Raw genomic sequence first — 22560 nt, forward strand, 5'->3', positions numbered from 1 at the left:
CCCCTAGCCTAGTGAACCTGGCGGCGCCTGGAGCGGCCTTCACGCACGAGTATCTCCTCAGCATCCAGCGTCGCAATCGGTATCTCATGCTGAGTGGGAATATCTCCCGTTAGTTGAAGCGCCTGATAGCGTAGCGCACACACGCGTAAAAACGAGGTGAAGTTGCCCAGGTCGTGTCCGGCATCGATAGATTCATGATACAGGCGAGTAATCAGTTGGGCCGTATTCATACCATCACGCGTGGCGATCTCTTCCAAAATGAGCCAGAAGTAGTGCTCCATTCGCACGCTCGTCACCATGCCATCAATACGCAGCGAATGCGTCGCACTGGACCATAATTCAGGATTGGCGTGAATAAAGAGTTTGCACATGGGTGTGATCTCTTAACATTCAGGTAAGCCGTTAGCATAGCGGGCAAATACGCTACGCGCCTAATGTCTGTTAGATGCATGTCGGTTAGGCGCGTAAGCTTTGCTTTGTATGATGATGCTAACGGCCCAGCGCTCACTGGTTTAGCAGCGCCATAAATTGAGCAAGCCAAGCCGGGTGCGCTGGCCAAGCGGGCGCCGTCACCAGATTGCCATCGGTTACCGCCTCACTTACCTCAATGCTGGCGAAATGTCCGCCTGCCAACTCAACTTCTGGCTGGCAAGCCGGGTATGCAGAACACTGCCTGCCTTTGAGCACATTTGCAGCGGCTAGCAATTGCGCGCCGTGGCAAATCGCAGCAACAGGCTTATTGGCTTCAAAAAAGTGCCGAACCATCGCCAACACATCCTGATTCAAGCGTAGGTATTCCGGAGCACGCCCGCCGGGCACTACCAGCGCATCATAATCGGTGGGATCAATACGCTCAAAATCGGCATTGAGCGCAAAGCGGTGGCCAGTTTTTTCAGAATAGGTCTGATCACCTTCGAAATCATGAATCGCTGTTGCCACGGTGTCGCCCGATGCCTTGCCAGGGCAAACGGCATCAACCTGATGACCAACAGCCATCAATGCCTGGAAAGGCACCATGGTCTCGTAATCTTCAGTAAAGTCGCCGGTAATCATCAGAATGCGCTTGCTGGTCATCTTCGTACTCCTTCTTGTTTTGTCGTTGCGCACACGCTGCGTGTGCCAAACAAGCCTAGCAAGCACGTTTTCGATAGCGGTAGTACGCCATTACTACACTGATTTTTTTATAGCGAAAACACGCGGTCAAACCGGCAAATGCATAATGGCACGCTTTATGTGGCGCTCTTCAAGCCATAATTTGCCAAGGGTAAGGGGAAGCTTAGATCGTTACTATGTGATGCTCAGGCTCAACGCACCAAGTCACTAATACGTTCCTTACCGTTCAAGAGCGTGAACTCCTTGTCTTTCAACGTAGGTGTTTTCACAACGTGCAGCAAGGCATGGGCAACATCTGCCCGGGTAATGGATTGTTCAGGAGATGCCTCCATTGTCCCGGCAAACCCGTGCGTTGCCTTCTCGTTAGTCAAGGGGCCTGGTTTAAGGATGACATGGGGAACCTTGGCAAAACGTAGATGGCTATCCGCTGCAAACTTGGCGGCCATGTAAGGGCGCATCTTTTCGGGTGCTTCAAGCGGATGCTCTGCGCGAATAGCACTCACCATAATATAGCGATCAAGCCCTTTTTCACTGGCGATATCAGCGGCTCTGATAGCACCATAAAGGTCAATTATGAGCGTTTTATCCGGTCCAGTATGCGGGCCTGAGCCAGCAGTAAAAATCACCTGATCGCAATCCTCGAAGGCGTGTTCAAACTCACCCTCAAGATCAGCCACAATGATGGGGATCTGACGCTCGCTGAACCACTCTGCCTGGCTTTCATCCCGGATCATTGCCTTAATCGGCTCCCCAGCCTGTTGGGCGAGTTCACAAAACTGTTTACCAATCTGCCCATTGGCACCTATTACTAATGTGGTCATGTTGCCTCTCTGGTTTACGTATATTCACGGGCTATTCATTAGTTAGTGCAGCCACAGCTTGGAGAAATCAAGCCTTGAGCGTAAAACAGCGAACGTGCTTAGAGCACGCTCGCTGAAAGAAAACACTGCAGCAGCATTAAGCTAAACGTGTAGGTGTCTTGTGTTGTGGCAACGACAGTGCAGGTCTCATGCACACTCATAAGGTGCTGGGCTCGGACCAAACCTGGTAGGCCAAGGCAAAAGCAGTTCCCTAAGCCGGGCGCTCAATAGCAAAGCGATCAGTGGCGCGAGCGTAGTCGCTGCCCGCTAGTCGGCCAATCGGCTTGAGTAAATCGATATCCACGTGACGGCCATCCCATAAGGTGTCGTCAATATGAATAGAGACTATCTGCGCCAGCACGAGCGTACCTGCCAAAGGCTGGTCACCAAAGCGAATCAGATCATAAAGCTTGCAACCAAAGGCAACTGGGGAGGCAGCAATGCGTGGCACTGTGACGCCTGGCATTAGAGTTTTTTCAAGCCCTACAAGCGTAAACTCATCTTCCTCTCTGGGCAGGCTGGCACTGGTTGTATTCAATGCTTCAATCAGCGCTTCACTGCCAACATGCACTACGCACTCCGGCAACTCCTCTAGATTGCGCAGGGTATCTTTAGGCTGCCCACTGCCATCCAGAAGTGGCGAAAAGGCCAAAACAGGCGGGGTTACACTTGCCACATTGAAAAACGAAAAGGGGGCAAGGTTGTCTTTCCCGCTGACATCCTGCGTGGCCACCCATGCAATCGGGCGAGGGCAGATACTTCCCGAGAGTAGACGGTAAATCATGCCAGCACTTAACGGGGAATCCTCTAATAAATAGTCGCTCATTCGTTGATCCTTGATTGCCTAGCATGAGAGTAGTATCACCTTATAACAGCACGCTATCGGCGCTGCTTTTTTCGATGATCTTACACCGACCAAGGACCTGCCAATGAATATCGTGATACCTGATGATTACCAGGACTGTGTACGCCATCTGGATGCCTATGCAATGCTCAACGGGCACAACGTAACTATTTATCACGATACGCTGACCGATTTTGAGGCGTTGGTGGCACGGTTTTATCACGCGGATGCGCTTGTGATAATTCGTGAACGTACCCCTATCACTGCAGCGCTGCTTGAACGCTTGCCCAATTTAAAAGTGATTAGCCAAACCGGGGACGGTGCGGCTCATGTCGACCTAAAAGCGTGTCAGCAACAAGGCGTTACCGTTATGACAGGTAAAGGCTCGCCACACGCGGCGGCCGAATTAACCTGGGGGCTGGTACTTTGTGGCATGCGCCACCTGCCTGAAGAAGTAGAAAACCTTAAAGCTGGCCGCTGGCAGCGAACCCTGGGCACCGGGCTAAAAGGCCGCACAATGGGGATTTTTGGCTTGGGCAAAATTGGTAGCCTGGTGGCCCGTTATGCGCAGGCATTTGAAATGAACGTACTGGTGTGGGGGCGCGAAGGCACCAGAACTCGAGCCATGGACGCCGGGTTAACGGTTGCCGAGAGCCAGCAGGATCTCTTTAAACGTGCCGATGTGCTTAGCCTGCATCTGCGCCTAAACGATGAAACGCGGGGCATTGTGACCGCTGACCATTTGGCCTGCATGAAACCCACAGCGCTTCTGGTAAACACCAGCCGCGCACCGTTAATTGCATCAGGTGCATTAGTTAGCGCCCTCGAAGCAGGCAGGCCAGGACGCGCGGCGGTTGATGTTTTCGATAGCGAGCCGACCTGCGACGATCCTCTGCTCACCCTGCCCAACTGCGTAGCGACGCCTCACTTGGGTTATGTCGAAAAAGATAGCTACGAGCTCTACTTTGGTGACGCGTTTGCGAATGTCGTCGCGTTTAGCAACGGTGAGCCGGTCACTAATCTCGCCTCTTAAACTCTGTCGCTGCGACCACCTCTGTGTCAAGTGTGCTAGCCTTATTACTCACCTGTGACACAGAGGACTTGATGCTCACTATTTCCAACCATGTTGCCTTGGCCGACTGGGAAATTGATATTAGCCAAATTCGCGCTCAGGGTGCAGGCGGTCAGAACGTCAACAAAGTGGCGTCAGCGGTACATCTGCGCTTTGATATTTCACGCTCTACCCTGCCGCCGTTTTATAAAGAACGTTTGATAGCACTCAATGATCAACGCATCAGTAAAGAGGGTGTGGTGATTATCAAGGCGCAGAGTTATCGCACGCTGGAGCTTAATAAAGAAGATGCCCTTGCTCGCCTGAAAGAATTGATCATCAGCGCGACTCGGCAGCAAAAGGCACGCCGCCCGACAAAACCCACCAAAGGCTCCCAGCGACGTCGCGTTGACCATAAGACCCGCAAAGGAAAAATCAAATCGCTACGTGGTAAAGTTTCCTCTGCGTAAGCGCTATTGAGTCAAGTGAATTGCGCATGACCACCGTTTCCCGACCGCTCTCTCCTTGCATCCAGCACTGCCAGCTAGACACGACCAATACGTGCCAAGGCTGTGGCCGTACGCTGGATGAAATTGCCTATTGGGGCCAAATGACCGAGGCCGAAAAAGCCCCGGTCTGGGAGCGCCTGGAAGCGCAAGGCTATATCGCTATCGCGTTAACCGAGATTAGCCACCCGACTTAACAGAGCAGTGATTAACAGGGTATTGATTAACAGATTAGTGGTTAACAGATTGGTGGTTAACAGAGTGGCGGTCGCTCAAAATATGGTGCAGCTCACCGCAGGAAACCAGAGGGTCATCACAGTTGATCACGATATCCGACTGAGCCAGCACATAGCTGCGCCCGGTAATCGTATTTTCAACCACCTGATAGGCGCCTTCCTGATGAGTCCCTGTAAACGTGCCAATAAACCCGGTTTCACGTAGCGAGACCGTTTCCAGTTTATCCCCTATGTTGAGTCGACCTTCGTAGTTCATTAACGCGAGCCTGGCGGAGGTGCCGGTAGTACTGCGACAAATCACACCCGGATGAACGTAGGTTGTTGAACGAGAGCGTACATACCCTTCCCCCACTTGCTCTTTGGGGCCCATAAAATGCAGGAAAGGCAACGGGCCTACATCACCCAGCGTGTAGTGGGAAAAGCCGCGCTGAGCTTGCAAGGCCTCAACAATTTTATGCGCACAGGCCGAAAGCGCCTGCTCCTCCTCACGAATAAGCTTAAAACCAAGCTCGGCAGCATCCACTAGCGCGTAAAAGCCGCCGCTATAGGCGACAGAGTACGTCACGGTGCCGATACCAGGCACCTGGATGGTATCGCGGTAGGTATCAATATAGCTGGGCAAACCTTCACAGGTAACCGACTCGACCACGCCGTTATGCACACGCGCCTCGATATGTACCAGGCCTGCCGGGGCCTCCAACGAAAACTGCTGAATGCCTTCCTGCTTAGGCACAATCCCACACTCAAGCACCGCGGTTGCCGTACACAAGGTATTGGAGCCTGAATAGATCGGGTAGCCCATCACTTCCATAATGATATAACCCGCTGCGGCCTCAGGGTGCGTCGCTGGCACCAGTAAGTCCACCGACATCTCCGGAATACCGTAGGGCTCTTCCAGCAGCAAGCGACGCAAGCCATCGGCATCATCGCGCAGGTACTCCATTTGCTCCCGCACCGTGGCGCCCGGCAGAGCATCAATCCCGCCCGTTACGATTCGGCTGACATCGCCCCCCGCATGAGTATCCATTAATTGAAGCGTATGGATCTTTTTCAAAGGCGTTGCTCCTGAGCGTTTGTTAGTGCAAAAGGTGCGCCGTGAGTATCCCACTGCGCATCCGGAACAATGACAATTTTGCCGAGATAATTGCTGCCCCGATTAACAAAATAGCGCTCGGCGTCATGCAGTTCAGAAAGCTTGAACGCCGCATGGAGAACAGGCTTGAGTTCACCTCTACGAATCCAGGCGATTAGCTGCTCGGCTTCTTCACGAGTACCGTGAGAAACGCCAAATATCTGCACCTGGTAAAGGTAAATACGCGTCCACATGATCTCACTGAGATTACCGCCGCTGGCCCCGGCTATGGAAAGGCGCGGATAGGATTGGCGGTGCTGCATATCAACAATCATGGTATCGATAAACAGATCGGTCATCTCGCCGCCGACCAAGTCCATCACCGCATCAATTGGCTTTCCGCCAGTGGCTTCTAAGACGCGCTCAACAAAGGTCGGCAGGTCGCCACGGTCAATAACGGCTTCGGCGCCTAACGCTTGCAGCGCAGCGGCTTTATCAGGCTGGCTGACCGCATAAGGAACAGCACCGACAATACGGCATAGCTGAATGAGCGCGGTGCCTACGCCACCACTGGCACCGCTTACCAACACGCGCTCGCCAGCCTTGATGTGTGCCGAGGTCATCATATGGTACGCCGTTTGATAGGAGCACATGCCCATCGCGGCTAGCTCAGCGTCGCGGAGTTCGGGATTATCAATGGAGTGGAACTGGTCTGCGGGCACCGCAATATACTCAGCGTAGCCGCCATCGGCCCCATGGCCGTAGTAGTCGGGAGTTAGATTGATATCCCGGCGCTCATCCGCATAAATATTGAAATCAAGCAGGCCACGCTGGCCAATACGCTCGGCATCCACGCCTTCGCCTACCGCTACGATACGCCCGGCCACATCTGCCCCCTGAATACGCGGAAACGTTAAGGTGGGCGTGCCGCCCATGGCAAAAGACGTCACGTCGCCTTTCTCTTTGGTGGGATACAGGCCTTCACGCGCTTTACGGTCGGTATTGTTTTTCGCGGTCGCCGTCACCTGGACCAGAACATCACCTGGGCCGGGTAACGGCGTTTTGACGTCTTTACGGTAATGCAGTTGTTCGACGCCACCATGCCCGACCAAGAGCATGGCAGCCATCGTAGAAGAAACGGCGGTAGATTCAGGCATTGTCAGGCTCCTTGGTACAAAGGAATAAGACTAGCCGACCATAGCAAACTCTTGCTACCCCTTAAAAGCCTGCTGAATTAGAACCAGCCCTTTCGCCTGAACACCCAAATCAGCACGCCACCGATTCCTGCCATCATGCCTAAAATGAAGAAGTAGCCATAGCGATAGTGCAGCTCCGGCATGTAGTCAAAGTTCATCCCGTAGATACCCGCAACAAACGTTAACGGAACAAAAATCGCCGTAATGACCGTTAGAACGCGCATTGTAATGTTCAGTTGGTGCGACGAGATTGATATGTAACCGTCTACTAAATCACCGCAAATGTCGTAATACATCTGAGTAAGCGTATAAAGCCGCTCAAAACGTTCGGCAACATCGTTAATGGCATGCAGCGTTTCACTTTCCTCACGCGGGACGTGCTCATAGTCGTAGACAGTTAACTCTTGGGTAATCCCTTTATGATAATTAAACACGCGCCGCATCTTAACCAGCCGGGAGCGGTACATGGTAATTTTGCGCATTAATACATCGTTGCCATTTTCATGTAACTCATCTTCTAAATCGCTTAATTCCGCTTCAAATTCAAGCAGGCTATCGATGTAGTACCCGGCAGAGATATACATCACCTTGAGCGCCACCTGCTCCGGTGATTTCGCTAATAACGTCTTACCCTGCTCCTTAAAGAGCCGCTCAATGCTCATGGCAACGCCTGGATGTAGCGTCACTAGAAAGCACTCACCAATAAAAAAGCAGACCTGCTGAGGAACAAAGTTTAGCTGGGCATCAAAAGATGAAATACCGCGGTAAATAATCAGTGCGTGGTTATCAAACTCTTCTATTTTGGGTGGTACACGCTCCTTATGGGCATCCTGAATAGCCATGGGGTGACACTCAAATTTACCCAGTAGCCGCTCAGCAGATTCTGCTGATTCCCCCTGCATATCGATCCATATATGACTGCCGGGGGTATTCTGCCATGTGACAAAAAGCTCTTCGCTCCCTTCATGGGTTTCGCCATCAGGGGTCGTCAAAATACTGCGAATCATAACTGTCCTTGGTTCCAGGGGCTTCTTAAATACGCTAATAACACGCTTACCACCGTGGAAGCTAACAACGCACCTAGAAACGGCGCTAGTGTGGGTACACTGTTCGGAAAGCTTGCCGCCATTATCCCTTCGCTTATGCTGGCGTGACTCATCCACCCAGGCAAGATCGCACCCAATAGACCCGCCATGCCGCCACCGACAGCTGCAAGGGGCGTCATGCGCCGCCATAAGCCCAGCAGCACGGGCACCACAGTTGCAGCGCAGACTAAATCAGCGATTAAAAAAAGACGTAAAACAGACACACCCTGAAGTGCGACAACCACGACAGGCACCATAAGCAAAACGGTCATCCAGCGTGTGAGCGCGATAGAAACGCTTGGCTGTTCACTGCGCGACACGATCAGTGAGGCAATACCGCTTTGTAGCGTATCTACGCTGGACGCCACCAATGTAACGGCAAGCACTAGTGCCGTTATAGCTAGCCAGGGTGGCGCGTTATTGAGCAGTGCAAAAAAAGGCATGGGCGGTTCGCCCAGCGGAACACCGTTCATGGCAGCAAGCATACCCAAACCGCCAATCACCATAACGATCATGACCGTGGCGCCCCCTCCTACCCAAGCCCCGCGGGCCAAACTGTGGTCATCACGTGCCGCCCATACCCGCTGCCAGTAGCCCTGGTGAAACAAGTTCGCTGCGGTAACCGCGATGACAAGCGTTAGTGCCACACTAAGCGCATCAGAAGTGGCGATAGAGGGCCATGCCGCACTGCTCGGCATAGCAGGCAAGTGCCAAAGGGTGACACTGGAAACCACCACTAACAGTGCAAGCAGCAACCATGCCTGCCAACGATCAGTGGCCAGGCTTGCGCGCAGCCCACCGCTTACCGTGTAAAGCAACGTAGTGAGCGTTACTCCAATAATCACCCAGCTCGACGGAACATCAGAAAGCAGCGAGGTGATCGCTCCAATAGCGGTTAATTCAGCGGCTAAAAAGCAGGCCATATACACCACGGAAACCAGCGTTACCCAGTGGCGCACTCCGCGCCCATAGCACGCCTCAGCAAACTCAGCGATGCTCCGCCCCTCAGGGAGAGCCCGGCGTATAGACGGACCATAAAAGCCAAGGACGATAAAAGGCAGTGAGGAGCCAAGGGCATAGCCTGCCAAGGCCAATGGGCCAATAAAAGCGCCAATTTCTGGCGGTGCAAACAAAATCCAGGCCCCCATACCAGATGCAACAAAAGAGAGCCCTAGCGTGGTGCTGGTTTGTGAATTACGAGCGGTTACAAAGTCATCCAATGAGCCTTTACGCCCACGGGCTTTAAGGCCTAAAAATGCAAAGCAACAGAGCGCCGCGCCCAGCACGGCTGACGTTAGGTATGGCATGTCGCACTTCCTCCGCCGGTACTAACCGGTTCAGGTTCCAGGGTCTGCGTCATAGCATTCTCAGCCACGCAACGTGGCTCCCCTGGCGACAGTGAATTGAGAGCGTATCCTGATGTAAAGCGAGCCAACCGTCAAAATGAGCAGCTACTCGCGCCGTATCCTAGCCGCTAAATAGCTAACAGGAAAACGGTTTACTTCTGCTATTCATTCGCTACAACGTTGTCTAGACTAACAAAAGCTGCTGTAAACTGAGTCAAAGCATTGCAAAATAAAAGTAGCTTACCGCCATTAGTGTTATAAAACATTAGTGTTACAAGCGTCGCACAGGAGAATAAGCGACGCACTTACAGGAAACCACTATGTCATACACCGAAGCCAAGGAGCATACGCAAGGGCGGCTCAATACTCTGTTTGCTGACCCCTACCATGCGTTTGAAAACAATACCGATGAGCGCCAGCTTCACGTTCGCGTAATGCTTTATATGCTGCTGGCCCGCCCCATGTCACGAGGAGACATGACGCTACGCGTGATCCATGGCTGGGAGAACGGTAGCTGCGAGCCTGGCGACTTACAGCATGCTGACTACGTTTTAAATACGCTAGATGATGTAAAGCGCGCGGTGAAAGACTTCGACCAGGCCACGAAGCAAAACGCTCCGCTACCCTCTGAAGACCCTGCCATTTTGGCGATGCCTTTAGCAAATGTGATCGCCGATGCCAAAGCCGAAGGGCAAGAGGTCACCGACGATATACCCAAAACGCCCGCACGCTGGTCTGCGCTTGAAGGCGGCTTGGCACTTTATACGCTTTTTAAAATGTATCACCGGTTGGTGTATGGCGAGGACGATGTCTACCGCTGCTCCCAATGCCAAACGGCCTTAGGCCCGCGTGAAATTCATGAATTTCACCTAGAGGAGAGTGAGTTCGCCCTTTTAGTGCCCCTTGTCGGACAGCCAAAAGAGGCGCCGTCTCTACTCGTATTGCATGAAAGCCAACTTAAGCCGATTGAAAAGCTGCTGGAAGAAAGTTTAAGCCTGCTGAATGATTTTTAATCCTTGAGTACAACAACGTCACTGGCCCCCCGCAAGAGCCAGTGACTGCTTAGTAAGTAAGCGTTAGCTTAATGCAATAGTGCTATTGATACCGCTTGAAACGTTTTCAGGTTCAAACCAGCGTGCTGTTACCGTTTTGGTTTGCGTCCAGAAGGCGATCGCCTGTTTGCCATTTGGCCCTAAATCGCCGAGCTTTGAAGCACGTGAGCCAGTGAAGCTGAAATAGGCAACCGGCACCGGGATTGGCACGTTGATACCCACCTGCCCCACGTCTATATCAGTTTCAAAGCGCCGCGCCACCCAGCCAGAATTCGTGAAGATAGACGTGCCGTTGCCGTTAGGATTAGCATTAATAAACGCAATCGCTTCGTCGAGTGTTTCCACGTTGACAACGCAGAGTACCGGCCCAAATATCTCTTCACGGTAAATGGTCATCTCCGCAGTCACATCGGTAAATAACGTCGGCCCCACAAAATTGCCCTTCGGATAATCGCGTACCTGGCAGTTACGCCCGTCAAGCAATAGCGTTGCGCCCTCCTTTTCACCGGTCTCGATAAGACCTAACACCCGCTCCTTGGCGGCAGGCGATACCAGCGGCCCTAAATCGGCATCCTGTTGGGTGCCAGGCCCCACTTTCATCTGGCCTGCAGCATCCACAATATCATCAATCCATTGTCGCGCCTCACCGACCAGCACCACGACCGAATTAGCCATACAGCGCTGGCCTGCGGCGCCAAATGCTGAGCCCAGCAGATTGTTGATGGCTTGGCTGCGATTTGCGTCGGGCATAACCACACAGTGGTTCTTCGCCCCCATCATCGCCTGCATACGCTTACCCGCATCTGCCGCCCGCTTGTAAAGCAATGAGCCGACGTGGGTTGAGCCAATAAACGATAGCGCTTTAATCGTTGGGTGATCGACAATCTGGTTGGCAACCTCAGGACCACCATGCACCACGTTCAACACCCCAGCTGGCACACCGGCTTCATGGGCAAGCTCCACCAAGCGCATGGTCGAGCTGGGATCCTGCTCAGAAGGCTTCAACACAAAGGTGTTGCCTGTCGCGATGGCCAGCGGAAACATGAAACAGGGCAGCATGATCGGGAAGTTAAAGGCCGTAATACCGGCCCCTACGCCTAGCGGCTGATGTAGCGTATAAACATCGACGTCGCTTGCCGCGTTCTCGGCCACCTCTCCTAGCTGGAGCGAGGTAATCGAGCAGGCGTGTTCGACCACCTCCAGACCTCGCCCTACTTCACCTTTGGCATCTGGCAACGTTTTGCCATGCTCTTCGGTGATTAAGGCGGCTAGTTCATCGGTGTTGTCACGAATCAGTGCCTGCAACGCCAGCATAATACGCATGCGCTTTCCAAGCGGTACCTTGCGCCACTCTCTAAACGCATGATGGGCGCTTGCAATCGCATGCTCTACTTCTTCTGCCGTGCAAAAAGGCACCCGGGCAACCACCTTTTGGGTCGCCGGATTAACCACATCACGCCACTCCTGGCTTTGAGACAGGACGGCTTGACCATCAATGATCATGGGAATTTCGCGAACGGCCATTACGCTTGCTCCTGATTATGATTGTGTTTGTAACAGTGGCAGTCTCTATAGCTGCCCCAGGGCCAAGAACAGGGTATATCAGCAAGTAAACGTCAACTAACGATTAGTAACAACCCCGATTAGCGATGACAAGACTCCAAAGACAGTGCAAACGCATGTTTACCCCCTTGACCTCCCCTCTCAATAAGGGATGATAATACAGCGCACCCAGGAGATGTCTCTTTGCCTCAGCAATACATGCCCACCGCTATGACGTCTCTCCGGCTTGGCCAAGTGGGCCTATGGAGTCTGGCGCTATTGCTGTGGTGCGCCGCTCCCCACGAGGTGATGCCGCGGGCTGCTGAGCCAAGTCATCACTCAGCCTTGGAAGACCACACCAAACCGCTGATCGTGCTGGCTAACCCACTTAATCGCCTTAGCCTGGACCATGACAAGCGACGCCAAAACCCGGTAGTAATTCAAAATGATACCGGGGTGGCTCTGCCCGCCCATGAAAGATGGCCTGGTATTGCGCCTGCCGTTTATCACTGCGTATTGAATACCCTTGGCTCATCGAACCCAGGCTTACCAGGCGGCCTTCCTCCCTGCAGAGCACCACCCTACGCTTAACAAATAACGACGGTTAACAGAGGTGCATAACGCCTCTTTGCCACATACATGACACCAGGCATTTATTATTAAAAGGTCTGGCCATATCAAGTTATTTCAGGAATCGTGCGTATGTTTCTGGTGGACCAACTTATTTTACTAGCAGCCATCCTGCTACTGGTCGGCATTATTTCAAGCAAGCTGTCAGCTCGCTTGGGTATGCCGGTACTCGTACTGTTTTTAGGAACCGGTATGCTTGCGGGGGAAGCAGGCATTGGCGGTATCGACTTTAATAATCCTGGTTTGGCACACGCGCTGGGCACGTTGGCACTGGCAATGATTTTGTTCGATGGCGGCTTACAAACGCCCCTCGCCTCAATCCGCCTGGTGTGGAAGCCAGCCTCGCTATTGGCCACGCTCGGCGTTTTGATCACATCAATGGTTACCGGGGTCGCTGCTGCTTATATTCTAAACCTCCCCCTGTTGGATGGTTTATTACTAGGCGCCATCGTCGGCTCCACCGACGCCGCTGCGGTTTTCTCATTACTGCGTAATGCTGGCATCCATATTAATCAGCGGCTCAAGTCTACGCTTGAAATTGAAAGCGCATCCAACGACCCGATGGCGATTTTCTTAACCATCGGATTACTTGAAGTACTGGTTAACGATATGCCCCTTGGAGTGGGCCTGTTAAAACTCTTTATCCTGCAAATCGGGGTAGGTGGCGCCGTCGGCTTGCTGGTCGGCTGGGCAGCCGTTCAACTTATTAACCGTATTCATCTGGTCACATCGGGCCTTTATCCCGTTCTGGTTGCGGCATGCGGGCTCTTCGCCTTTGGCGTTGCTGCGAACCTTGGAGGCAGTGGCTTCCTGGCGATTTTTATTGCAGGCGTCATGATCGGCAATCGCCCGATTGCCTTTCAGCGCAGCACGTTTTTGTTTCATGACGGATTAGCGTGGATGAGTCAGATCGTCATGTTCGTGGTGCTTGGGCTGCTGATTAATCCTGTTTCCCTACTGGATGTATGGCTGGAAGGCCTGATGATTGCGGCTATATTAACCTTGGTGGCTCGCCCTCTCGCCGTCACTCCCATTCTTAAACTGTTCGGTTTTACGAACCGCGAAACCGGGCTGGTTGCCTGGGTAGGCCTGCGTGGATCAGTGCCCATTATTTTGGCTATTTTCCCACTGATTTTCGGCCTGGAAGGCGCTGAACTTATCTTCAACGTGGTGTTCTTCGTGGTATTAATTTCTGCCACTATTCAAGGCACTACGCTGCCCTACCTGGCGCGTAAACTGAAACTTACCGAAGCACCGCCTGTTGTGCCTGCCGCCAGCCTGGAGATTACCTCATTGGAGGACGTTGACGCCGACATTGTGGAATATCGGCTAGGTGACTTTACTCGTGCAGCCAACCGTCGTTTATCGCAACTCGCACTGCCTGACGGCACAGTGGTGGCCATGATCACCCGTGGCAAAGACGTTATCCCACCGCGTGGGTCCACCCAATTACAGCCAGGCGATCACTTGTTTGTCGTGCTGCGTCCACAGGTTCTGCCGTTTGTTGACTGTATTTTTGCGGAGGGAGCCACGGTCGACCACTACCAACTCCCCAATCAAATATTGCATCTGAAAGGCAACACCAACGTCGACGAAGTATTTAACTCCTATGGCATTACGCTAGACCGTGATATGCACTGCACATTAGACGCGCTTCTGCGTGAGCGATTGACGGACGAACCACGCATAGGTGACTCAATAGCGTTGGAAAACGTGACCCTCTCCGTTCAAGGCGTACTTGATGGGCGCATTACCACGGTAGGTTTGACCATCAGTCAGCCAGAACTCACTGTAGAGCAACACCCCGCCTGATACCCATACGTAAAGGCCACCCGCTATTAACGGGTGGCCTTTTGAAATACTTCAACGTGCTGCAAAAATGTCCTGCAAGAATCGTATTTCAACCAGTCCTGCTGGACCAGCACTGCAGAAACAACTCAGGCAGCTTCGTAGGCAGCTTTAAGCCGGTAAAACTCATCAACAATGGCGGCCATTTCAGCGGCGTCATAATGACAAAGGCCACTGACCACCAGCTTTTTAGAGCCGACACCGATTGCAACGCCCTTCGATTCAATGGAAAACTCAAGCAATGCGTCTGCTCGCTTCCCCTGCACATCAAGCGATGAGCGCGTTAAGGCAAGGCCTGGTGTAAACCCATCCAAACGCTCTAATGAAAACCCCATGCTATCGTAGATAACCAAAGGGCGTTTAGGGTTAAACATTACCCCATGCTTTTCCATTAGCGGTTTTAAATAATGCGGGAAATTTTTGCCTGAGAACGCCACATAGCAACGAGCAAATGCTTCAATAGCAGCGCTATCGTGGGTCGTCTCGCCATCACGAACCACCTGTAAATAACATTTTCCACTCTCATCACTTACGTGAAGCTCACCATTTTCTGCTTCACTAAAGAGCAGTGGCGTATCAGCACTTACCATATTGGTGAAGCGAAATTCCATTTGCCGCGACAGCCCGAACTTTACCAGTATTAGCGTAAACAACAGGTCACCAGGCACGCAGAAACGTCGCGCACCCGGATTATGGATCGGGTTGTAATCACCTGCCACGCCTTTAGCGAAACGGCTGGCCTGCTCGGCGGAGACCACTACATACTCTCCGTGTTGCGCGTAAAAATCCTTGAACATGGCGTTTGCTGCCTGCCTAGCGTTGAAATCGAAAACCCATAACTATCCAGCGTCGCGCATAATGCCATAAAACGCGCGCCAACAGGAGTCACCTGCCAGGAAGCGAGTATGTCAAACACGAACATTACTAAAAAGCGCTTATCCCGCGTTGTATTGGCTACCTTGATCAGTAGCCTGTTTATCATAACGGTTTGGCTGGTGGGCAGCTACTGGTTGCTGAATAGTCAGTGGTTACCGGAAAGAATTTCTCAGTTTGAAGGTATTGAGGTTCGCTGGAGCCAAGGAACTAGCCGCCACCCTGGACGCTGGGAAGTAGACAACCTTTATCTTGCCCGTGAAGACGATGCGCTACCGATGGCAATTGAGGCCGAGCATGCCACGCTCACACTCTCGTTATGGTCGCTACTGCGCGGCGAGTTACATATCAAGGCATTAGAGGCCGAAGGAATCCGCCGCTTAGCGGTGGGTGATATCGCCCTTGAAGCGCAGGGCACGCTAGAGGTGGCTGATACAACCCTTAGCCGTGAAAACCTGGCCATACCCCATGTGAACCTGGCAATCACAGAAGGCCGCCTGATACGCCCAAGTGACCACGCCACACTGGTTAACGCCATAACCCTTGAAGCCACCACAACGCTTGATGAGATCACGCCCACGGACCCGGCCACGGGTACACTTAACCCTGAACTGCTAGCGGCACTTTCCGCAACACTTGATATTAAGGCGCAGGCAGATGCCTGGAATGTATTCATGCCCTACCTGGAGGCCATTCCGTGGCTTTTCCTGGACGGCCGCGGCGCACTGGAGGGCCATATTGAACTTGCCTCAGGCACACTTAAACCAGGTAGCCTGCTTACTTTGAAGGCACCTGAATTACGTTTAACGCTGGATGAGCGAACGCTTTTAGAGCACGATCAACCAACGGCCTGGAGAGAGGCAGATGCACCGCCCCCACGCCACACAGCAACCGGTAGAGGAAGCGTCCAGCTACGCGTAGCCGATCACCAGATTGATTTTGAGACTCGCCTGCAGGATGTCACGCTGGCAGATACACAGCCCTATGCGGTAAATACCGCCTTAAGCCTTAAAAGCGATATGGCCAACCAGCGTTTGGACCACCTAACTCCACCCACGGATGCTGAACTGACGCTTGAAGGCACCATTACCCGACTGGACATGATGGACCGCTACCTCGCCAATACGCTGGAGGGCCAGGGCATTCGCTTATCCGGCAATGGCCGTTTAGAAGCCAGGGTTAGCGTTCGCGACACTCACGCCCATAGCGCCCATTTGCGGGTCGAGGCAGACACAATCGCGATCAACGCACTGGATATGACGGCTCAAGGGCAAGGCACACTTAACGCTGAGCTAAAGGACGCCTCGATGGTTGACGCGACACTTGGTTTCTCCCAGGCAACGCTTTCCCACGCCAACCAAACACTGCTTAACGACGCGACACTTGACCTGGTAGCACAAAGTCCTATCGAACCTGTATTAGCCCGCAGTCACGCCACCGCGACACTTCACTGGCGGGACGCCCGCATGGCCAGTATTAGCGCCCTGCAACCGTATATTGCCACTTACCTGCCGGCCCCGGCTCCGTTTAGCCTGGTCAGCGGCCAAGCGCAAAGTAACGGAACGCTCCATATTACCCCTAAACAGCTTAGCGGAGAGCTTACCTTAACCGGCGATTCGCTCACTACCCGCTGGCAGCGTGATGAGCAGAGCACCCTGCTCACCAGCGATATGCAGCTTTCACTGCAACTACGCGAGGCAGCTACCGATGGCACAAGCGTTGATATCAGTGGTAGCCGTTTACGCTGGCAGGTCGCTGATGACACACAGCCCGAAGAGCGCCTGGAAAGTATCTTGGTGATTCGCGAAGGCCGCTTTCAGCGGCGTGGCGAGATTCCCAGTGGGCAGTTTCAGCTAGAGGGCAGCGTGCAGCGCTTGAGTTTTCTGAACGCCTTTTTACCCACAGATCACGGCGTTTCGTTGTCTGGCAATGGGCAACTGTTCGCCCAAGGCTCTTTTAGCGGTAAGCGCCTGTTGGCACCTACTCGGCTGCGTATAGATGCCAACCATCTTGAAGTCGCATTTTTAGACTACCAGGCCAGCGGGCGCGGCGAGCTAACCGCGCAAATCGACAGCCCCGAACAGGCACAACTTTCGCTGGGTATTCCGCGCTTTTCGCTACAGCGTAACGATGATGACAGGCCTCATGTAGAGGGGCGTCACTTTGCCTTAACCACCCAGACAGACCAGCTCAGCAACGTGCTCATATCGCCAGAAGCAGAATACTTTGTTACCCGAATAGCCTTGCCGATTACCGAAGTGCCGGACTTTACTCGCTATAACCGCTACCTGCCTGAAGATGCAGGCCTTCGCCTGCTTGGCGGTCAGGCAAACCTGGGCAGCGAGTGGCTACTGGAGGGGATGAGCGCCCAAGGCAACATGACCCTGCGTGCGTTTGGCGCCGACCTCGCCCTTCTTGATCAGCGGCTACGTGGCGATATCGAACTCTACTTACAACTTACTGAAGGCGATTTACAGGCACGGCGTTTTACGGCTAATGACTCATTTCTGCGCTTGGAAAATGTGTTCCGTATCAGCGAGCAAGGCGCTCAGGACGCAGGCTGGTGGGTGCAGCTCTCCATGGATGACGCACAGCTTACCTGGGATGACCCCATTCGCCTGTCCACACAGCTGCGTCTGGCCATGCGCGACACCGGCTTGGTCGCCAGGTTGTTTTTAGCCCGTGCCCGAGAAAGCGACTGGCTCGGCAGGCTACTCAACGTGCACAATGTTAATGGCACCGCTGAACTTGCGCTTAATGGTGAACGTATCCAGCTGAGCAACCTTGTACTCACCGGCGGCCCACTACTGCTGCTTTCCGATGTCACGCTTGAAGAGCAGAGCGCCAATGGCGCGCTCTATGCCCGCCTTGGCGCACTTGGCATAGGCGTGGAGCTTGTTAACAGCGAACCCAGGCTACACGTACTGCAACCCAAGCGCTGGTTTGACCGCTGGCGGCAAGCGGTTCGTTACCCTCGTCCTGATTAGCGCTTTTTGCGCTGGCGCCGAATCATCCTGACCCGCTCTTTGGCTTTAGCCGGCGTCGAAAGCGGCGCTGCTGAATCCGTCTCTTTGGGCGGCAAAGTGACCCAAGCAAACACCGGCAATGCCAAGTGCCAGCGAATCGCGGCTAACCGCAGCCCCAGCGTAATCGCCAAGGCCATTGCGATACTAACGCTCAGCGGCGTATTCAAGGTGTTCAGCGCGACATATACAGTGCCGCCAGCCATGGCAGCGGTAGCGTAGATCTCTTCACGCAACACCATCGGTACGCGCTGAGCCAGCATGTCGCGGATCATTCCGCCGGCGACACCGGTCATCATCCCCATCAATACCGCCACTACACCGGAGGTTCCCAGCAACAGTGCTTTATGGGTGCCGATGACCGTAAACAAGGCAAGGCCAAAGGCATCCGCAATCGGCAAAAACCTTCGCGACAAGCGATGAATATAGTGGAACCCCACCAGCGAAATGCCCACCGTTGCCAGGATAACCCATAAGTAAGTGGGATCAGCGACCCAAAAGACAGGCCGCAAGCCCAGCACTAAATCACGCAGTGTACCGCCACCAATCCCGGTCACAGCGGCCAACACCAGCATGCCAAACGGGTCCATTTTTGACCGACACGCAAGAATAACGCCCGATAGCGCAAAAACAATCACACCCATCATGTCCAACCAATACACCACACCCGTCACGTGATTCCCCTTTGTGCGCTATGTTTTTTAAAGCGGTTTCTTAAAGCAGGCAGAATACCACTAATGCGTTTTTCGCCTATCGCTTGCTCATTCGCTAATTAACCCGACTTAACGCCGTGGCTTAGGGTACGCTTGTGAGAACTTTTTAAAAGGAGGTGCTATGGATTGGAACCCTGCTTATACATGGTTAGTACTGGCGCTACTTCTCAGTTTAGGGGAGTTAACCTCTGGTGCAATGGTACTACTGGCACTGGGTATTGCTGCCGCGCTTACCGCGGCGGTCACTGCCCTTGGGCTCTCTCTACCTTGGCAATTGCTGAGCATGGGCATTTTTTCTGGCCTATTAGTTCCCTTGGGTGTGATGGTGATTCGTCCGCGCTTTTCTCCTCGCGGCGTTGCCTACGGCACCACCGGCACTGGGGTCGAAAAAGGCAATCATTACCACACGTTGCGCCGCGATTATGACGATGCGACCGGTATCAAAATCAACGGCGACTTTTACCGCTTGCGCGTTATGGACACAGGTGCCACAGAGCTTCCACCCGATACGTCCGTTATCTTCCAGCGCTTTGAAGGTACTACAGCGCTGGTTGCCCTCCCCTCGTCAGCCCCTAACCCTTTGCAAGACGATACCACCCTACGCAAGGAGCCTTAATAATGGATTTACCTATTAGCCCCGGTTTATTAATAAGCCTGATTATTGTCGTTATCGGCATTGTGATTATTTCCAAAGGACTGGTGATTGTACGTCAGTCGGAAGTAATGGTAGTTGAGCGCCTCGGCTCATTTAATCGTGTGCTCGAAAGTGGCATCAATATCATCGTTCCCTTTATTGAGCAGCCTCGCGCGATCACCATGCTGCGCTATCGCAAAATGGGCGAAGAGTACCAGGCAATTACCACGGATGAGATTCGCATTGACCGCCGTGAAACGGTGATGGATTTCCCCGGCCAGCCGGTCGTGACCACCGATAACGTAACGGTTCGTATCAATGGCGCGCTTTATTACCAAATTATTGATCCTAAGCGCGCAGTTTACGAAGTCGTCAACATGAGCCAGGCCGTCGAGGTTCTGGCGAAAACCACGCTACGCTCGGTGGTCGGCAAAATGGAGCTGGATAAACTATTTGAATCCCGCGCGGAAGTGAACAATGAGATTCAGGCTGCCATGGAAGAGCCTGCATCCAAATGGGGGGTCAAAATATCTCGCGTCGAGGTACAGGACATCGCCATGCCTGAAGAAGTAGAAACGGCCATGCGCCTACAAATGGCTGCCGAGCGTAAACGCCGCGCCACCGTTACCGAAGCCGAAGGTGAAAAATCTGCCGCTATCGCCATGGCTCAGGGCCAGCGTGAATCGTCCATTCTTAACGCCCAGGGTGATAAGGAATCGGCCATTCTGCGCGCCCAGGGCGAGCAGGAGTCCATCAAACTGGTATTGAATGCTATTGGCGACAGCGAGGAAAACAAACGCACCGTGGTGGGTTATTTACTCGGCCAGAGCTATATCAAGGGTTTGCCCAACATGGCGAAAGACGGCGAGCGCGTCTTTGTGCCTTATGAATCTTCTGCTCTGCTGGGTTCCATGGGCATGTTCCGCGAACTGGCAGGCTCACCTGAGGATGCGGTAGGAGAACATCTAAAACACCGCACCGGCAATACTAACCCATCCAACAGCTTTCGCAGCGGCGTGGTAGGCGGAGGTATTAGCGGAAGCTGACACGCTCGCTCAAGAAAACCGGGTAACGCTATTACCCGGTTTTCCAACTGTTACAAACACTTATGATAAATCGGCCCTAACGACTCACGCTCCCAAGACGGGTTAAACCACGCGGCGCCGCAATGCGAAAAAAACGCTCCACGACATCCGCTTGTGTGGCCGGAGTCACTAACGACACCCCCACAAATATCGGCAAGTTGATGATTAGCCCCCAGAACCCCGCGTGGATGCCCAACGGGTGTGGCCATAGCGTAGTAAACGCCACGGTAACCAAAAATCCTGCCACAATACCCGCCATAACGCCCAAACGTGACGCGCGCGGCCAGAAGAACATGCCAACAAAAGCAGGCAACACTTGCGAGGCAAATCCCAGCCCTACCAGCAAAATCATCACCAGACTGCCCGGTTCCGCAATTGCGAGTGGCGCAATCACTAGGGCCATGATGGGTAAGATCATACGCCTGGCAAGTCGGCCAGTAGTGGCATTTGAAAGCTTTAACAGCGGTTGCAGTACATCCTTACTTAATGACAGCGACACCGAATGAATAAACGGCTCGCTGGATGACATGGAAGCCGCCAGGGTACCCGCTCCAAGTAACCCGACCAGCACAACGGGCAAATGCTGCATGGCGTATTCAAGGACGACGGTATCTGCTCGCGCCAAGTCAGGCAGCGAGTAAATACCGATAAAGCCCACGATCACCATGGGTAAAATCACTACGTAGTACGTAGGCAGCCAAGTGGCGCTGCGCCGGATAGTACGTGCGGAAGACGCACTCATCCACTGGGTCCATACCGGGGGCATAAACGAGAACATTGAGACAATAATCGAGGTGGTCCAGAAGCTAAAGCTCATATCCCCGCCGGCCCCTGGTAGGGTTAAAAACGCTACATGCTCAGCCTGAATACGCTCAAATATCGCTGCAAAACTTAAACCACCGGTGGCGCTATGCACTGCCCACAACCCTACAGCCCAGGCAACGACCAACATTAATACGCCCTGAAAGGCGTTGGTGCGCCCAATCGCCCGCTGGCCACTGGCGTACAAATAGACAGCAATAGAGGCAAGCACCAACACAACGCCTAACCAGACAGGAATGATACCGCCGCTCATCACAAACAGAATATAGGCCGAACCAACCGTTTGAAGCACCGCGTAAGCAGTTGAGCCAACCGCCATTACCAGCGATGCCAGCGCCCCCAAGGCAGGGCTTTGATAACGGTCAGCAATCGCGCTTGCCTGAGTAACGTGGCCAAACTCAGCGCCAAACTGCCATACCTTGGGGCCAAAGTACCAAGCGATCAGGGCCAGATACGCCAAATAGATAGCGACGTAAAAGACCGCGACCCCTTTCGAATAAGCCCAGCCCGGTGCACCCATAAAGGTATAAGCACTGACGCTCCCTGCGGCAATCAGCAGATACAGCGTGACCGGCCCCATGCTACGCCCAGCAACCCCCCACTCTTCCAGGCTGTTCATATTGGCACGGGTGGCCTGACCACCGCGGGAGCGTAAGCCAATCATCATGGCAATGGCCACATAGATAAGCGTAATCAGCAGAGGCCAGAGGCTATTCATGGTTATCTCGCTCTACGATACGGTTGCCTATCAGCATGACCACCACGCAAGAAAAAATAACCAAATAGCTCCATACCACCATCAGGGGCAGGCCTAGCACTAACGTTGCCCGGTTTACCCAACCAATCATCGGCCACGTTCCCATAGCGATGAGTGTTAAAAACGCAATGAATAAACCCCAACCCGCACGCGAGGTGGGCAGTACCAGTAAACGCCGCATGGTGATTCCCTAAAATTTTGTTAGCCGTCGTACCACTGGCCTACCTATCTTCATGTTGTGTGATCGGCAAATCGTCGGCCGACCAACGGCT

The 22560-nt window shown here is 53.3% G+C and carries 22 protein-coding genes and 1 riboswitch; of the genes, 9 read left to right on the forward strand and 13 right to left on the reverse strand.

The window, feature by feature from the left end:
• Window positions 1-8: 8 nt before the first annotated feature.
• The 4 genes from ACT3TY_RS10565 to ACT3TY_RS10580 form a co-directional block, all read right to left on the reverse strand.
• Window positions 9-371 carry a ribbon-helix-helix domain-containing protein gene (locus tag ACT3TY_RS10565; protein WP_193056763.1) on the reverse strand — a complete coding sequence of 121 codons (363 nt, stop codon included), beginning with the start codon at window positions 369-371 and terminating at the stop codon, window positions 9-11.
• Window positions 372-504: 133 nt separating this feature from the next.
• Window positions 505-1074, reverse strand: a complete 570-nt coding sequence (locus ACT3TY_RS10570; protein WP_444628126.1) for a DJ-1/PfpI family protein — start codon at window positions 1072-1074, stop codon at window positions 505-507.
• Between the two features lie 230 nt (window positions 1075-1304).
• A complete protein-coding gene (locus ACT3TY_RS10575; protein WP_444628127.1) occupies window positions 1305-1934 on the reverse strand; it encodes an NAD(P)H-binding protein in 630 nt (209 codons plus the stop codon).
• A gap of 250 nt (window positions 1935-2184) precedes the next feature.
• A complete protein-coding gene (locus ACT3TY_RS10580) occupies window positions 2185-2799 on the reverse strand; it encodes a flavin reductase family protein (RefSeq protein ID WP_444628129.1) in 615 nt (204 codons plus the stop codon).
• 103 nt (window positions 2800-2902) lie between these two features.
• Between ACT3TY_RS10580 and ACT3TY_RS10585 the strand changes: the two genes are divergently transcribed.
• The 3 genes from ACT3TY_RS10585 to ACT3TY_RS10595 all read left to right on the forward strand — a co-directional run bounded on the left by ACT3TY_RS10585 (window position 2903) and on the right by ACT3TY_RS10595 (window position 4571).
• Window positions 2903-3850: a D-2-hydroxyacid dehydrogenase family protein gene (locus tag ACT3TY_RS10585; RefSeq protein ID WP_444628130.1), complete on the forward strand. Its 948-nt coding sequence runs from the start codon at window positions 2903-2905 to the stop codon at window positions 3848-3850.
• 71 nt (window positions 3851-3921) lie between these two features.
• On the forward strand, window positions 3922-4338 hold the full coding sequence (gene arfB, locus ACT3TY_RS10590) for an alternative ribosome rescue aminoacyl-tRNA hydrolase ArfB (protein WP_444628132.1): 417 nt from the start codon (window positions 3922-3924) through the stop codon (window positions 4336-4338).
• A gap of 26 nt (window positions 4339-4364) precedes the next feature.
• Window positions 4365-4571 (forward strand): DUF1289 domain-containing protein, encoded by a 207-nt coding sequence (locus ACT3TY_RS10595; RefSeq protein ID WP_444628133.1) that lies wholly within the window; start codon window positions 4365-4367, stop codon window positions 4569-4571.
• Window positions 4572-4605: 34 nt separating this feature from the next.
• Here the strand turns inward: ACT3TY_RS10595 and ACT3TY_RS10600 are convergent, their stop codons facing one another.
• The 4 genes from ACT3TY_RS10600 to ACT3TY_RS10615 form a co-directional block, all read right to left on the reverse strand.
• Entirely contained in the window at window positions 4606-5637 is a 1032-nt protein-coding gene (locus tag ACT3TY_RS10600) for a proline racemase family protein (RefSeq protein WP_444628197.1), read from the reverse strand.
• A gap of 23 nt (window positions 5638-5660) precedes the next feature.
• Window positions 5661-6839 carry a zinc-binding dehydrogenase gene (locus tag ACT3TY_RS10605; protein ID WP_444628134.1) on the reverse strand — a complete coding sequence of 393 codons (1179 nt, stop codon included), beginning with the start codon at window positions 6837-6839 and terminating at the stop codon, window positions 5661-5663.
• A gap of 77 nt (window positions 6840-6916) precedes the next feature.
• Complete coding sequence (gene corA / locus ACT3TY_RS10610; RefSeq protein ID WP_444628135.1) at window positions 6917-7885, reverse strand: magnesium/cobalt transporter CorA; 969 nt, start codon at window positions 7883-7885, stop codon at window positions 6917-6919.
• A complete protein-coding gene (locus ACT3TY_RS10615) occupies window positions 7882-9270 on the reverse strand; it encodes a sodium:solute symporter (RefSeq protein WP_444628137.1) in 1389 nt (462 codons plus the stop codon). Before ACT3TY_RS10615 ends, corA begins: the two co-directional genes overlap by 4 nt.
• Window positions 9260-9364: riboswitch (TPP riboswitch) on the reverse strand. (Overlaps the previous gene by 11 nt.)
• Before the next feature lie 265 nt (window positions 9365-9629).
• Between ACT3TY_RS10615 and ACT3TY_RS10620 the strand changes: the two genes are divergently transcribed.
• Window positions 9630-10322 carry a hypothetical protein gene (locus tag ACT3TY_RS10620; protein WP_444628138.1) on the forward strand — a complete coding sequence of 231 codons (693 nt, stop codon included), beginning with the start codon at window positions 9630-9632 and terminating at the stop codon, window positions 10320-10322.
• Between the two features lie 63 nt (window positions 10323-10385).
• On the opposite strand, the gene ACT3TY_RS10625 is transcribed toward ACT3TY_RS10620, so the two are convergent.
• On the reverse strand, window positions 10386-11885 hold the full coding sequence (locus ACT3TY_RS10625; RefSeq protein WP_193056773.1) for a CoA-acylating methylmalonate-semialdehyde dehydrogenase: 1500 nt from the start codon (window positions 11883-11885) through the stop codon (window positions 10386-10388).
• A 222-nt stretch (window positions 11886-12107) separates the two neighbouring features.
• Here ACT3TY_RS10625 and ACT3TY_RS10630 point away from each other — a divergent pair, with 222 nt between their 5' ends.
• Both ACT3TY_RS10630 and ACT3TY_RS10635 read left to right on the forward strand, forming a co-directional pair.
• Window positions 12108-12494 (forward strand): hypothetical protein, encoded by a 387-nt coding sequence (locus tag ACT3TY_RS10630; RefSeq protein ID WP_193056774.1) that lies wholly within the window; start codon window positions 12108-12110, stop codon window positions 12492-12494.
• Window positions 12495-12605: 111 nt separating this feature from the next.
• The gene (locus tag ACT3TY_RS10635; protein ID WP_193056775.1) at window positions 12606-14345 is read left to right on the forward strand and encodes a potassium/proton antiporter; all 1740 of its coding nucleotides are present in this window, start codon (window positions 12606-12608) and stop codon (window positions 14343-14345) included.
• A 125-nt stretch (window positions 14346-14470) separates the two neighbouring features.
• Here ACT3TY_RS10635 and ACT3TY_RS10640 read toward each other — a convergent pair whose 3' ends face one another.
• Window positions 14471-15178: a DUF3581 family protein gene (locus tag ACT3TY_RS10640; RefSeq protein WP_087106339.1), complete on the reverse strand. Its 708-nt coding sequence runs from the start codon at window positions 15176-15178 to the stop codon at window positions 14471-14473.
• Between the two features lie 108 nt (window positions 15179-15286).
• On the opposite strand from ACT3TY_RS10640, the gene ACT3TY_RS10645 reads away from it, so the two are divergent.
• A complete protein-coding gene (locus ACT3TY_RS10645) occupies window positions 15287-18241 on the forward strand; it encodes a hypothetical protein (RefSeq protein WP_444628140.1) in 2955 nt (984 codons plus the stop codon).
• On the opposite strand, the gene ACT3TY_RS10650 is transcribed toward ACT3TY_RS10645, so the two are convergent.
• On the reverse strand, window positions 18238-18951 hold the full coding sequence (locus tag ACT3TY_RS10650; protein ID WP_193056777.1) for a trimeric intracellular cation channel family protein: 714 nt from the start codon (window positions 18949-18951) through the stop codon (window positions 18238-18240). The two genes, ACT3TY_RS10645 and ACT3TY_RS10650, sit on opposite strands and share 4 nt — an antisense overlap.
• Window positions 18952-19111: 160 nt before the next feature.
• Here ACT3TY_RS10650 and ACT3TY_RS10655 point away from each other — a divergent pair, with 160 nt between their 5' ends.
• Window positions 19112-19606 (forward strand): nodulation efficiency, NfeD-like protein, encoded by a 495-nt coding sequence (locus tag ACT3TY_RS10655; protein ID WP_441678920.1) that lies wholly within the window; start codon window positions 19112-19114, stop codon window positions 19604-19606.
• A 2-nt stretch (window positions 19607-19608) separates the two neighbouring features.
• A complete protein-coding gene (locus tag ACT3TY_RS10660; protein WP_444628142.1) occupies window positions 19609-20670 on the forward strand; it encodes an SPFH domain-containing protein in 1062 nt (353 codons plus the stop codon).
• 76 nt (window positions 20671-20746) lie between these two features.
• Here the strand turns inward: ACT3TY_RS10660 and ACT3TY_RS10665 are convergent, their stop codons facing one another.
• Window positions 20747-22249, reverse strand: a complete 1503-nt coding sequence (locus tag ACT3TY_RS10665; protein WP_444628144.1) for a sodium:solute symporter family protein — start codon at window positions 22247-22249, stop codon at window positions 20747-20749.
• Window positions 22242-22469 carry a hypothetical protein gene (locus tag ACT3TY_RS10670; RefSeq protein WP_172117246.1) on the reverse strand — a complete coding sequence of 76 codons (228 nt, stop codon included), beginning with the start codon at window positions 22467-22469 and terminating at the stop codon, window positions 22242-22244. Before ACT3TY_RS10670 ends, ACT3TY_RS10665 begins: the two co-directional genes overlap by 8 nt.
• Window positions 22470-22560 lie beyond the last annotated feature (91 nt).

Source organism: Halomonas sp. AOP22-C1-8 (assembly GCF_052378905.1).
Lineage (GTDB): Bacteria > Pseudomonadota > Gammaproteobacteria > Pseudomonadales > Halomonadaceae > Vreelandella > Vreelandella citrativorans.